The organism is Flavobacterium notoginsengisoli (assembly GCF_014207905.1).
GTDB lineage: Bacteria > Bacteroidota > Bacteroidia > Flavobacteriales > Flavobacteriaceae > Flavobacterium > Flavobacterium notoginsengisoli_A.
In genome coordinates, this window is record NZ_JACHLB010000002.1 from 796800 (window position 1) to 809142 (window position 12343).

The window sequence follows — 12343 nt, forward strand, 5'->3', positions numbered from 1 at the left end:
GCAGAGTCGCAAAATTTTTATTTACCTAAATTGAGATATAAGTCTTTCTTTTGAAAATGGATGTGTGAGGGATTGAGGCGGTATCCTTTTGTGGAATGAAATGGAACAAAAGATATAGCCGAAAGCCCGACCCGGAGGGGCACACCCAAATTTTTATTATTATTTAATTTTTGAGATTTTTTAAACACATAGAAACATAGATTTTTCTTTCTTGAAAAGAGAATTGAAAGAAACTAGTTTCTAACACATAGTCCCGATAGCTATGTGATTTTTAGAAAAGTGAAGCATCTTGATGCAACTAATTCTATGTCTCTATGTGTTAAAAAAAAGAATTAATCTAGCTTAGAAAGCGCTTCATTAATGAAAGTAAGTTCTGAAGCTGATAAATCGAAATCCATAGTTTTGGCATTTGAAATGGCTTGTTCTGCATTTCTCGCTCCAGCTAATACAATTGCGATTCCTTTTTGTAATGTTGTCCAACGCAATACCAATTGTGCGATAGAAATGTGTTTGTCGTTTGCCAGTGAACTTAATTCTTCGATTAAGGTTTTTACTTTTTGTAAATCAAATTTTCCGAAATAGCCATTGCGGTGGTCGTTTTCTTTTAATTTACTGTCGGTGAAATATTTTCCTGTCAATAAACCTCTTTCCATTGGGCTGTACGCAATGATTCCGATGTTTTCTGCGATGGTAAAAGGAAGCAAGTCTTTCTCGATGCTTCTGTTTAACATACTATAAGCCACCTGATCTGATGCAATCGGAAGTGTTTTTTGCGCTTCTTTAATTTGTTCAATATTGTAATTGCTTACTCCGAAAGCTTTGATTTTTCCTTGTTGAATTAAGGTTTCAACGGCTTCCATGGTTTCAGAAATTGGCGTTGTACTGTCTGGCCAGTGAATTTGCAATAAATCGATGTAATCGGTTTTAAGGCGTTTTAAGCTTTCTTCGATTTCTTTAATTACGTTTTCTTTTGATGAGTATTTGTAAATAGGCACTTGTTTTCCGTTATCATCAGCATCAAAAAAGAAGTCACCTTTTCCTTTGTTGCTTCCGTCCCAAACTAAACCGAATTTAGTAAGTAACTGCACTTTTGAACGATCGTAAGGTTTTATAGCTTCTCCGATCATTTCTTCGCTTAGACCAAATCCGTAAAAAGGAGCGGTGTCGATTGTGGTTACTCCGTGGTCGATAGACGCTTGAACAGATTCTATTGAATCTTTCTTTTCAGTTCCGCCCCACATGGTTCCTCCAATTGCAAATGCACCGTATGTTATAGCTGATAATTCTAGTTCTGAATTGCCTAATTTTCTATATTCCATGATTGTAATTTTATTTTGATTAATTTAACGAGGCAAAATTATACCATTTTTAAGGTTTTAATTTGGTATATATTTGTCTTTTTTAGGTATATTTGCAACTTCAAATAAAAACAAATTATGAAAAAAGAGAATTTATATGAACCTTTTACGGTTTCTTTTGAAACTTTAAGCGAGTATCCTGATGTGGGTGATCGTCATAATTTCTTTGAATTGGTTTATATTTTAAAAGGAACTGGAAGACAATGTATTAATAAGAATATTTTTGAATATGATCCAGGACATTTGTTTTTATTGACACCAGAGGACTGTCATAATTTTACTATTGAAACGGAAACGAAGTTTTTCTTTTTGAGGTTTAATGATATTTATTTGAAAAATTCGAGTCTGCAAAATGAAAATATTCAGCGATTAGAATATATTCTTCAAAATGCAAATCATCAGCCGGGCTGTATCTTAAAAAATGATCCTGATAAGTGTTTGGTGAAGGTTATGATTGAAGCAATCTGTCGCGAGCATCAGGATAAAGATGTTTACAATCAGGAATTGATTCAGCAGTTGGTGAATACTTTGATTATAATTGTGGCGAGAAATATTGCGAAATATCTTCCAGAGCAGGTTAACATTGGAACTGAAGCAAAAGCTATGGATATTCTGCAATATATCCAGAATAATATTTATTTCCCTGAAAAAATTAAAGCGGAATCCATCAGTGATTATTTCGGGATTTCGAATACGTATTTAGGCCGTTACTTTAAGAAACACGCCAGCGAAACGATGCAACAATATATCAGTAATTATAAAACAAAACTGATTGAACATCGTTTGCAATTCAGTGATAAACGTATTAATGAAATTGCGTACGAATTTGGTTTTACGGATGAAAGTCATTTTAATAAGTTCTTTAGAAAGCAAAAGGGATATAGTCCATCTGAGTTTAGAAAGACGATTCGATTGAGTGCTTAAAAATACAGATTTTACTAATTTCTACGAATTTTTTTGCCACAGATTATAATGATTAAAAAGATTTTTAATCTGTGGTAATTCGTGAAATATGTGTTTTAAATAATTTTCTTGATGACACGAAGTTTATGAGTGTGTTTCTTTAGTTCAGGATTATAAATTCCGGTATGGTCTAAACGATCAATTCGTACTTTTCCACTTGCGTGAATGATGTAATTGTTTTCCATGATGATTCCTACGTGCGTAATATTTCCTTCATCATTATCGAAAAAGGCTAAATCACCAACTTCACTTTCTTCAATAAAACTTAAAGGTTCGCCTTCAAGTGCTTGTTGTGAAGCATCACGATGGATTTTGTAACCGTTTAATTTGTAAACCATTTGTGTAAAACCTGAGCAGTCAATTCCGAAAGGTGTTTTTCCTCCCCATAAATATGGAGCATTTAAATACATAAAAGCGGTTTTAATCAGTGCGCTTTTAGGTTTTATACCGCTGGTTTTAGTTCCTTCAAAATCAAAATTTGAAATATTGATTTCGCTGTTATTCAAAAAAGATAAAGAAGCTCCAAGTGGAATAGGAAGCAATAAATTATCTGGCGCAGTGATATAATCAATTAAATCAGCATTCAAAATAATAGCTTCTTTGCTTAGCTGATTAAATTGCTGTTCAGAAATTAACTGATATTGTTTAGAATCGACCCATCCAACATAGTCATCAAATTGAATTCTTATTTTAGCCCATTGATTATGGCGTTCTAAAATTTCGATATGTTCCCCAAACAAAAGTTGCGTAACGATTTCACTTCTGTCACTAGCTTCAGCTCGAACGGGTACTATGGCTAAATTGCAAATTCCAAACATGTAAGGAAATTTATAAAGTTGAAAAATCAGGAGTTTTAAATTCATAACTCCTGATTTTTTGAGATATTGTTTTTATGCTCTTTCGATAACAATTGCTGATGCACCACCGCCGCCATTGCAAATTGCAGCAGCTCCAGTTTTAGCATTGTTTTGTTCTAAAACATTCAGTAAAGTTACAATAATACGTGCTCCAGAAGCTCCTAGAGGATGTCCTAAGGAAACAGCTCCACCGTTTACGTTTACTTTATCATTATCTAGTTTTAGTATTTTTGCATTGGCTAAACCAACTACAGAGAAAGCTTCGTTGAATTCGAAGAAATCAACATCTGAAATTGAAATTCCAGCTTTGTCTAAAGCTTTTGGTAAAGCTTTTGCTGGACTTGTTGTAAACCATTTTGGTTCCTGAGCAGCATCTGCATATCCTTTTATGTATGCCAAAGGTTTTAGTCCTAATGCATTTGCTTTTTCCTCAGACATTAAAACCAAAGCAGCAGCTCCGTCATTGATTGTAGAAGCATTTGCAGCAGTTACAGTTCCGTCTTTTGTAAAAACTGGGGATAAAGATGGTATTTTATCTAATTTTACATTAGTATATTCTTCGTCTTTAGAGAATATAATTGGTTCTCCGCGTCTTTGTGGTACTTCAACAGGAACAATTTCGTTGTCGAATTTTCCAGCATCCCAAGCTTTTGCACTTCTTTCATAAGATTGGATTGCGAAAGCGTCTTGTTCTTCACGGCTGATGTTGTATTCAGTTGCACATAAATCAGCGCAAACTCCCATTGCGTTGTTATCGTAAGCATCTGTCAAACCGTCTTTTTGCATTCCGTCCAACATTGTTGCTGGGCCAAATTTGTTTCCTGCACGCATTTGTACATAATGAGGAATCAAGCTCATGCTTTCCATTCCGCCGGCAACTACAATTTCAGCATCACCGCATGAGATTGCTTGAGCGGCAAACATTACAGCTTTCATTCCTGAGGCGCAAACTTTGTTTACTGTTGTAGCAGCAACTTCTTCAGACAAACCAGCAAAAAGTGCTGCTTGGCGAGCTGGAGCTTGTCCAACGCCTGCCTGAATTACATTCCCCATAAAAACTTCATCAACTAATTTTGGGTCAAGGTTAATTTTAGAAAGGGCTCCCTTAATAGCGGCAGCGCCTAATTTTGGAGCAGGTACAGTAGATAACCCTCCCATGAAACTTCCGATAGGTGTTCTAACGGCAGAAACGATAACAACTCTTTTGTTCATTTTCTGTTTAATATTAGTTATAAAGCAAATTTACTGTTTATTTAAATATTTTCAAACTTTGTATTGAATAGGGAAGATTTTAAATTTGAGTGAATTTTTTGTTAATTCTATATGTTTGATTGTGAAGTGGTTTTGAAAAAAGATAAAAAAAAACTAAAAAAACTCAAAAAAAAGCTTGTGAGAAAAGGAATGTTGTTATACATTTGCACTCGCAAAACGGAAGCAATTCCTTGAGCAAGGAGAGGTGCCAGAGCGGTAATGGAGCAGATTGCTAATCTGTCGACGGGTAACCGTCGCCAGGGTTCGAGTCCCTGTCTCTCCGCTTAAATTTGCCTCGGGGTGTAGCGTAGCCCGGTTATCGCGCCTGCTTTGGGAGCAGGAGGCCGCAGGTTCGAATCCTGCCACCCCGACGAAAACTTTTAGCGATAAAGTTTTTAAAAAAGGTTCCATAGCTCAGCTGGATAGAGCAACGCACTTCTAATGCGTAGGTCGAAGGTTCGAATCCTTCTGGAATCACTGAAACTGATTTTTTAAATTAGTTTAAACGCTGAAAACCCGCATCATTACTACGATGCGGGTTTTTTTATTCCCTTTCATGTTTTCAAAAACGCTCAAAAGTGCCCTAATTTTTGTGGATTATTTGTGGCATTTTATCCTTTCAAAAAAAACTGCCACAAAAACTTATTTAATTTGTTGTTAGCCAGCATGTAAAGATGGTTAACGACTTGATTTAGAGATATTATAATTCGATATTTATTAACTTTTAAATTGTTGAATTATGTTAGAAAACAGTTTTGGAATCATCTTCTTTTTGAAGAGCTCCGCAAAAAGCACAAGCGAAAGGTATATCTATATCAGGATTACTGTTAATGGCGTGCCTAAAGAAACCTCCACGAAACGAAAATGGAATGTAAACCGCTGGGAACAGAAAACAGGACGTGCAATAGGAAACAAAGAAGATGCTAAAGCGTTAAATTTCTTTTTATACTCACTGGAAATTAAACTAAGAAAGCATGCGGATTATCTTGTTGAAAAACAGGAATCTATAAATAGCGTAAAGCTGATCAACTTTATTTTAGGCAAAACCAGACTGAAAACTACGGTTCTTCAGGAATTTCAGCTCCATAATGATCAGATGCTGGCTTTAGTGAAAAAGGGCGAATATGCCATTGGCACGCACGTGCGTTTTGAAATATCAAAAAAACATGTCAAAGATTTTATGATGCATAAATACGGAGTGGAAGATATGGAGTTTAATGAGCTTAACTTTGAGTTTGTAAAAGAATATGAATTTTATCTCAAAACAGTAAAGAACAACGCTAATAATACGGCGCTTAAATACATTACTAATTTCAAGAAAATTGTCCTAACGGCAATGGATAAAGAACTTTTGACTATTGATCCTTTTAAGCGTTTTAAAGGTAAAAAGACAAGAGTGCTGAAAAAGCCGCTGACGGGTCTTGAATTATCGCTTTTAGAGAAACACAAATTTTCTACCGACCGCCTTGGAGTGGTAAGAGATGTTTTCGTCTTTCAGTGTTACACTGGTTTAGCCTATATTGATGTATTCAATCTGAAACAGTCAGATATAAAAGAGGGTATTGACGGAGAACAATGGATTCTGACTGAAAGACAGAAAACAGGAAGTCCTATTAGTATTCCTCTGCTTCCAAAGGCAACGGAAATTGTAAATAGATATAGAAATCATTCACTTTGTGTTGAAAGAAATTCAGTGCTTCCTGTGAGTTCAAACCAGAAAATGAATGAGTATCTTAAAGAAATAGCTGATTTATGTGGCATTAAAAGCAATTTAAATACCCACAAAGCCAGAAGAACATTTGGAAGCACAATAACTTTAAATAATAATGTGCCAATCCATGTAGTTAAAGAAATGCTTGGGCATCAATCCGTCAGTCAGACAGAAGAGTATGCCTTAACTGAACAGATTTCTATTGGCCGTGAAATGCAGGGGTTAAAGCAGAGATTGGCAGACAAGGAAGATGTTTCGAATGAAGTAACTTTAAAAACAATTGAGAGAATGGAGAAAGAGCTGGTTGAAATGAAGAAAAAGCTTAGTTTGAGGAGACAATAAATTTTATTGAAAAATGGAAACAAGAAAAGTTCCCTTTTTGTTAAAGGGACTTTTTATTCTCCGCTACTGCATAATTTCTTTAAATCATTCATAAAATGGTTTAAAGAAATTGGTGTATTCTCAAGTTAATTATTTGGCCCTTTGACTCGTAAGTTGTTTGTATGTATTACGATAGTTAAATGCTGACTTATGTCTGTAGTATAAAGATAGGTTTTACGTGGAAGATCAGCGCAAATTTAATCTTAAATATCTACATTAAATTATTAGAAAAAGCTTGTTTGCGTTTTGTGGTATAAAGGTCTTGCCTTTTGGTGTCAAGTCCAGGATGTGACAAGCAGTGGTGGTGGCAGAAGAAATTGCGTAACAGCGCTGATTCCTGTACAAATAGCGGGAGAACTTCAAAAAAAGAAGGAACTGATCTTGATGCTTGCACGAAAGCAGTTCTGGATAAGCTTAATTTTCTGGGTATTTAAAATAAGAATGCGTTTAAGTTTTTGGCATCCAGAACAGAGTGTGCAAATATATAGGTTCTATCTTATTTTAATTTCAAAAGACATAAAAAAGCGAATTGGAATGTATTTTATCTTTAGATCTCTACAAAAAAAAATATTATTTATGTTTAATTGGTTGATATTTAGTGTTTTATTGTCTTTTTTGTTACTTTTATGTCTTTAACCGATTTAAAAATGGAAACGCCCAGAGATAAGATAGTAATGATTGTTGATAGGCTCGGCATGTCAACGGAAGTAGCTGCTAAAGCAATGAATATTAGAGAGCAGACTTTTAGAGCTAACAGACGCGGAACATCATCCAGAAACTATTTTAGTGAAAAAAATTATACTGATCTGCTTGATTTCATCATATCTGAAATGGAATATTTAATTACATACAGTTTTGTAAACACTAAAAACGCTGATGCTTACGTCTATGTAGCAGATTTAGCGGAAAAAATATTCGAAGATTATCCAATTTCCAGAAAGAAAAAAGGCTATAGCCTTTTTGACGAACTGAAAACCGTTGTTAGTTACATGGAAACCAGTGAAGTCTTTTCTGATATGGAAATTTACAGTGAGGTCATAGATGATTTAATCAAGAAATCTGCAGCACTGGAGAATGAACTCAATTTTTTCTCTATTAGAAGGTACAATGATTATGCTTGCAAAGGAAAAAAGAAGGAGCATACAATGTGGATTGCTTTTATGGATTATCGCAGGCGTAAAGCCGTAAAAGAAGTCTTAAAAAGAAATATAACCATAGAGCCATAGAGAGAGCTATTAAAGAAGAAACAGTAATAAAAAATGAGCATTGCGAAACTTCTTTTATGAATTGGCTGCCGTTTTATATGGAGAAGAGCAGAGTCATTTTCTATCTGGCCTGGAGGCCAAGTTCCTTCATATATTTTTTTATTGTAGTAGCAGATATCTCATATCCTGCCTTCTGGAGCACTACCTTAATGCGCTCACTGCCATAGCGCCGCTCGGCATCAAAAAAGATGGAGGCTATTTTCTGCTGGATTAAGATTTTTCTTTTGTTTGTTTCTGGTACACGCCTGTTTTTCCAATTGTAATAGGATTTTCTGTCTACCCCCAAAACTTCGCATATTAGCAGGATAGGGTGTTCTTTGCTGTTCATGTCAATATAATGGAAGATGCTGGAATTTCCGTTGCGGATGTATGGGGCGGCATTTTTCAATATTTGAAATTTTAGGTCCGATCGTTCAATCCTCTTCTGGATTCTGCGGATTTTCTTTTCTTCCTGAGTCAGTTTTTTTAGCTCTATCGTGCCGGAAACTCCCCGCAAATCGATGAACTGATACCGTTCCCTCCAGCTGCTCAACGCACCGCGATATAGACCGAGTTCTTTATCCAGTTTTGCCAGATTATCATTTTCAAAACTTAAGAGTACAGCTTTTTCTATAAAGGCGGTATCGTATCTTTTTCTTGCCAGTTTCATTGAAAGTAAGGTATGCATGATTGCTTTTTTATATGCTTTCATGCCGAATGCTTAATTGAATAAATGCGTATTATTTCTAAAAATGTATTTTAAGTGGTTTCAAGTTTGGCCATTATCCAGCCCTACACTGTTATCTGCATTAAATTGCGGTATGGTCTTATAGCCCAAAGATGTATGGATTCTCTCCCTATTGTACCAATTTTCAATAAAGCCGTATATATCAATCTTCATTTTTTTCTGGGAGAGAAGTTTGCCTTTTCGGTCAAGAAGCTCTCTTTTAAATGAGCTGAAAAAGGCCTCTGAAACAGCATTGTCCAAATGGTCCCCTTTACGGCTCATGCTCTGTATGCATCCGTATTTTTCCAGCAGCCTTCTGAAAGCTCTGCTGGCATATTGCACGCCTCTATCTGAATGGAATACCATACCTGCAGGAATCTGCCTGTTCGCCGCAGCCATGCGCCATGCGGGCAATATTGTCGTGCCTGCAAAAAGCTTATTGCCCAAGCTCCAGCCGATTATCTTACGGTCATAGAGATCCATGATAATGGTGAGGTATAGAAAACCTCTGCATGTCTGTATGTAGGTAATATCCGAAACCCAGGCTTTAGAAGGCGCTGCTGCATTAAACTGGCGGTTTAGTACATTTGGCGCAGCATTATAATCATGCTTGGAATCTGTTGTTATTTTGAATTTCCTTTTTTTGACACGGCGCAGCCCAAGCTCCCGCATGTAAAATGATACCTGTTCCTTGCAGATTTTATATCCCAGTTTGTGTAGCTCTTCCGTAAGCCTGTTTCTCCCGTAGTGTTTTTTAAACTTGAGGAATAATGATTCTATCGTTTCCTTTAAGCGGATTATATACAGCTGCTTTTCAGAAATGCCGTTTTTTTTCCATCTATGGTATCTTCCGTAGCCCACTTCCAGGACTTGGCACATTCTCAGTATCGAATATCTGTGCTCGTTTTCCCTTATGAATCGGTAAATCGCAGTATTACCCTGATAAAGATAGGGTGATGCTTTTTTTAGGATTTCATATCGAAGTTCAGATTCCCTTTCTTTTTTGCTTAAATCGACAATCTGTCTGTCCTTGGGATGAAATCTGTCGTAGCCCGGGCCCTTGAAGCTTCCCTCTCCAAATTTTCTATACTCATTTCTCCACCTCCATACTAGGTTGGGGGATATTCCCAGCTCTTCTGAAAATGCTTTGACACTGTTTTTTTCATAGCTTGATTTTACGGCATTGACTTTAAAGGCGGCATCAAATTTTTTGCGTTTTGCTTCCATGGATAGAATAACTGTTAATTGCATTGTTAAATTGGTACGAAGCTGCATAAAACCATTTTGGCTTTAGATGCTAGATTGCGAAGGTGATATCCTAAGATAAACAATATTATGGATTTATATTGGAACCGTCTCAAAATCGCTCCTAGTTTTCTTGTTGTAATCGTATGGCTAGCAGTTATTTTTTTATCGCTTTTAATTAAGAATGACTGTGCACTCATTCTCTCTCTTCTTCTGGTAAAAATAAAATGCACGGTATTACCCCAATTATCAACAGCTAGATACAAGTAACACCAGACAACTTTTACTTTTGTATAAGTTTCATCCGTTAGCCAGCCGGCTTCTAAAGCATGCAGAAGGTAGATTTTAAATACAATATAAGAGGCTGGCTTAAAGAAATTATCAATGTAAACAGTTTAGAGCAAGGTACAGATCCTGTGGATCTATTTGCTTTTAAAATTAACTACGATACTGTGGAAACAGAAATATCGGATGTTAAAGGACTTTATAACGGAAATATTTCTGAAACATTCTGGAAGACGGCTTCAGATTTAAACTTGAGGGCTTACGGCTATAAATATGATAAACTAAACAGACTTAAAAATGCTGTTTATGAAAAGAATGGCGTAACCACTAGCGCATATGATGAAAACCTGCTATATATGACAAAAACGGAAACATCAAGACATTGAGCCGTAAAGGGGATTATGACCCTCAGATTGGAATCATTGACTTAGATGATTTGGTTTATACGTATCCAGCTAATTCAAACCAGCTTAAAAACGGTGACTGATAAATCCAATAACATCAGCGGGTTTAACGATTTTAATAAAACAGATGATGATTACAGCTACGATGGCAACGGGAATCTGATTGTAGATAAAAACAAAAACATCACGGAAATCAGTTATAATCATTTAAACCTGCCAAAGAAAATTATATTTGGAAGCGCTGGCACTATTGAGTACATTTACACGGCGACAGGACAGAAAGTAGAGAAAATTGTAACGGAAGGTACTGTAACGACAGTAACCAATTATTTAGGAGGCTACCAATACAAAGATAATGTTTTAGAATTTTTTCCAACTGCTGAAGGATATGTGAAAAGTGAAAATAATGCTCTTTCGTATGTTTACCAGTACAAAGATCATTTAGGTAATATTCGTTTAAGCTGCTCCCTAAATGCACAAAACGTTCTTGAAATTGTTGAAGAGAATAATTATTATCCTTTTGGATTAAAGCATAAGGGATATAATGATTATTTGCCAACATCTAATAAGTATAAGTATAATGGGAAAGAACTACAAGAGGAGAGTATTGGAGGGAATCAGCTGAATTTGTATGACTATGGAGCTAGAAATTATGACCCTGCAATTGGTCGTTGGATGAACATCGACCCTTTGGCCGAAAAAATGCGTAGATATACTCCTTATAATTATGGCTTTAATAATCCTTTACGATTTAATGATCCTGACGGAATGGAAGCTTTTGATGTGTCAAAAAGCATTAATGAAAGAGAAGGAAAGGAAAAAGATGTATCATTGGCAAAATATTTGGAAGAACTAACAGCAAATAGTAAAGAATATAGGGAAAGTTTTTTAAGTTATATCAAATCCAGATCTAATGATGGAGACAAACAAAACATGGAAGATCAGGAAAATGAAAGACCAGATGCTGATGGTATTATAACTTTAGCAGAAGCCAATTTTTGGTATAGGAATGGTAGAGGAGAATCTTTGTATGCAGACTTGTCAAAAATAGATTTAGATTTTATTTCGGTAAGCGATTTTAAAGCAGTTGGAGATGTTAAAACATTTCAATCATTATTTAAATCTTCTAACGGTTTAGTTTATGGGAATATAACTCTTAAGTATGAAGGAGGGACAAGAGTTAGTGTAATAAAAGGTTACCATGATACATACGACTTTGATAGACATGGTCAAAGAAGTAAAAATCCAAAAGCTTGGGGTAGGGTGAAAGAAAATGCAAAAAGAGCTTTCAGAAATTTTGCTACAGTTGGAGGTAGGATGTTAGCGGATAGATTCCCGCTAAATTTACATAATCAAGAATTTAAAATATATTTTTATGGGTATGGAAAAATTTCGAAGTAAATTTTTTATTTTTATTAGTATTTTGTTTTTTGCTTCTTGCGTGCCAAATGAAGAAAAGGTTTTGTCTGAAGCTTATGCACAATTTAATTATCAGGTAAATGATTTAAAACTTGATTCTAACGAGTTTAATGGGCCAGTAAAGTTAATTAAGGATTCTAGAGGGACGTATCCAAGGAAAAATCATATCTTATATGGATGGAATAGAGTAGTGAAAATGAAAACAATTTGGATTTATGTTGAAGTAGATACAACTTTTACGAAAGAGCCCAGTGTATCTTATTCGGATAATTTTTTTGAAACTTTAAAGTAAATTATATTGAGTAATATATCAGCCGGAATAGATCAATTTTTTGCTGCAGAGCAGAAGCAATTATATTTGAAAAAATGAGAATGGTAAATTTCAATAATTATGTGATATTAAACCATTTTTAAATGAGACTTCATTTTCCAGAATTAAACGCTAATTAGCAAAAAAAAGATATTATAAAAACATATTTTTTTTCATTTTTGGTGTTC

12 protein-coding genes and 3 tRNA genes are annotated in these 12343 nt (G+C 35.2%); 9 read left to right on the forward strand and 6 right to left on the reverse strand.

The annotated features are described in order from the left end of the window. Nucleotides 1-332: 332 nt before the first annotated feature. Nucleotides 333-1319, reverse strand: coding sequence for an aldo/keto reductase (locus HNP35_RS10385; protein WP_184161158.1), 987 nt, complete (start codon nucleotides 1317-1319; stop codon nucleotides 333-335). 117 nt (nucleotides 1320-1436) lie between these two features. Between HNP35_RS10385 and HNP35_RS10390 the strand changes: the two genes are divergently transcribed. After that, the gene (locus tag HNP35_RS10390; RefSeq protein ID WP_184161160.1) at nucleotides 1437-2282 is read left to right on the forward strand and encodes an AraC family transcriptional regulator; all 846 of its coding nucleotides are present in this window, start codon (nucleotides 1437-1439) and stop codon (nucleotides 2280-2282) included. A 95-nt stretch (nucleotides 2283-2377) separates the two neighbouring features. Here HNP35_RS10390 and HNP35_RS10395 read toward each other — a convergent pair whose 3' ends face one another. Continuing rightward, nucleotides 2378-3139 carry a C40 family peptidase gene (locus tag HNP35_RS10395; RefSeq protein ID WP_184161266.1) on the reverse strand — a complete coding sequence of 254 codons (762 nt, stop codon included), beginning with the start codon at nucleotides 3137-3139 and terminating at the stop codon, nucleotides 2378-2380. Nucleotides 3140-3211: 72 nt separating this feature from the next. Further along, nucleotides 3212-4390 (reverse strand): acetyl-CoA C-acyltransferase, encoded by a 1179-nt coding sequence (locus tag HNP35_RS10400; RefSeq protein WP_184161163.1) that lies wholly within the window; start codon nucleotides 4388-4390, stop codon nucleotides 3212-3214. 238 nt (nucleotides 4391-4628) lie between these two features. On the opposite strand from HNP35_RS10400, the gene HNP35_RS10405 reads away from it, so the two are divergent. From HNP35_RS10405 to HNP35_RS10425, 5 genes are all read left to right on the forward strand, one after another. Continuing rightward, nucleotides 4629-4712, forward strand: a tRNA-Ser gene (locus HNP35_RS10405). Nucleotides 4713-4725: 13 nt separating this feature from the next. Then, nucleotides 4726-4800, forward strand: a tRNA-Pro gene (locus HNP35_RS10410). A 32-nt stretch (nucleotides 4801-4832) separates the two neighbouring features. Further along, nucleotides 4833-4906 (forward strand) — tRNA-Arg (locus HNP35_RS10415). A 262-nt stretch (nucleotides 4907-5168) separates the two neighbouring features. Next, the gene (locus HNP35_RS10420; protein ID WP_184161166.1) at nucleotides 5169-6482 is read left to right on the forward strand and encodes a site-specific integrase; all 1314 of its coding nucleotides are present in this window, start codon (nucleotides 5169-5171) and stop codon (nucleotides 6480-6482) included. A 686-nt stretch (nucleotides 6483-7168) separates the two neighbouring features. After that, nucleotides 7169-7747, forward strand: coding sequence for a hypothetical protein (locus tag HNP35_RS10425; protein ID WP_184161169.1), 579 nt, complete (start codon nucleotides 7169-7171; stop codon nucleotides 7745-7747). A 100-nt stretch (nucleotides 7748-7847) separates the two neighbouring features. Here HNP35_RS10425 and HNP35_RS10430 read toward each other — a convergent pair whose 3' ends face one another. Genes HNP35_RS10430 through HNP35_RS23995 form a run of 3 tightly spaced genes read right to left on the reverse strand, consistent with a single transcriptional unit; the run spans nucleotide 7848 to nucleotide 10123 of the window. Next, nucleotides 7848-8477 (reverse strand): transposase, encoded by a 630-nt coding sequence (locus HNP35_RS10430; protein ID WP_184161172.1) that lies wholly within the window; start codon nucleotides 8475-8477, stop codon nucleotides 7848-7850. Nucleotides 8478-8534: 57 nt separating this feature from the next. Continuing rightward, nucleotides 8535-9719, reverse strand: coding sequence for an IS3 family transposase (locus HNP35_RS10435; protein ID WP_184161269.1), 1185 nt, complete (start codon nucleotides 9717-9719; stop codon nucleotides 8535-8537). Between the two features lie 26 nt (nucleotides 9720-9745). Further along, nucleotides 9746-10123 (reverse strand): DDE-type integrase/transposase/recombinase, encoded by a 378-nt coding sequence (locus HNP35_RS23995; RefSeq protein WP_184161273.1) that lies wholly within the window; start codon nucleotides 10121-10123, stop codon nucleotides 9746-9748. Between HNP35_RS23995 and HNP35_RS23780 the strand changes: the two genes are divergently transcribed. Genes HNP35_RS23780 through HNP35_RS10450 form a run of 3 tightly spaced genes read left to right on the forward strand, consistent with a single transcriptional unit; the run spans nucleotide 10067 to nucleotide 12137 of the window. Next, a complete protein-coding gene (locus tag HNP35_RS23780; RefSeq protein WP_246453439.1) occupies nucleotides 10067-10408 on the forward strand; it encodes a hypothetical protein in 342 nt (113 codons plus the stop codon). The genes HNP35_RS23995 and HNP35_RS23780 overlap by 57 nt on opposite strands. Before the next feature lie 45 nt (nucleotides 10409-10453). Next, a complete protein-coding gene (locus tag HNP35_RS10445; protein WP_246453441.1) occupies nucleotides 10454-11827 on the forward strand; it encodes an RHS repeat domain-containing protein in 1374 nt (457 codons plus the stop codon). Then, entirely contained in the window at nucleotides 11802-12137 is a 336-nt protein-coding gene (locus HNP35_RS10450) for a hypothetical protein (RefSeq protein ID WP_184161175.1), read from the forward strand. The genes HNP35_RS10445 and HNP35_RS10450 overlap by 26 nt, the downstream gene beginning before the upstream one ends. Nucleotides 12138-12343 lie beyond the last annotated feature (206 nt).